This is a genomic window from Vibrio sp. 1401 (assembly GCF_033340295.1).
The window spans coordinates 1-679 of sequence record NZ_JAWOWF010000396.1; the positions used below are offsets into that span (position 1 = coordinate 1).

Below are 679 nucleotides of genomic sequence, written 5' to 3' on the forward strand. Positions count from 1 at the left end.
TCGAGCCTGAGCGCCTTGCAATGCTTGGTGAACATCAGTTGGAGTGGGTATGGTTTGCAGGCTGTGAAAGTAACAGCATGGAAAATGCTAAGCAGCTAACCTCGCCGTTATTGCAAGACATTGATGGCAACAATGAACAAAAACGCGCACTTTGGCAGCAAATTTGTTCTTACTCGTAACGTTTGTAAAAGATCGAATACCAAGCTCTATTGTGGCGCGGTATTTCGACCTAATAGGTTAAATCATGACGATTGAAATTCTCCCAATGTGCAGTGAGCATGTGGAGCAAGTTTGGCAAATTGAACAGCAAGCGCATTCTCACCCATGGGCAGAGTCGTTAGTGCGCGATTTGTCGAGTCGCGGTGCGTGCCATCACGTGATGGTCGAAGACGGCTCGGTAGTTGGCTACTTTTATGCACAAAATATTGTGGGTGAAGTGACGTTACTCAATATTGCGGTTGCCCCTGCTCTACAAGGAAAAGGCTACGGTCAAAAGTTATTGGATGCCTTTCTGAATCACTGTGAGCAAGCCAAAGCAGACAGCGCGTGGCTAGAAGTAAGAGAAAGTAACCATCCTGCGATTCATATTTATGAGCAAGCTGGTTTTAACGAAGTGGATCGTCGTTATGATTATTATCCAGCCAAAACAGGCAATGGAAAAGAAGACGCGATCATCATG

2 protein-coding genes are annotated in these 679 nt (G+C 45.7%); both read left to right on the top strand.

The window, feature by feature from the left end; translation table 11 throughout:
• A partial coding sequence (locus R7Z77_RS25850; protein WP_318137113.1) for a DNA polymerase III subunit psi occupies nt 1-179 on the top strand: 179 nt, incomplete at its 5' end.
• Nucleotides 180-244: 65 nt separating this feature from the next.
• Nucleotides 245-679, top strand: a 435-nt coding sequence (gene rimI / locus R7Z77_RS25855; protein WP_318137112.1) for a ribosomal protein S18-alanine N-acetyltransferase, incomplete at its 3' end; no start/stop codon positions are given.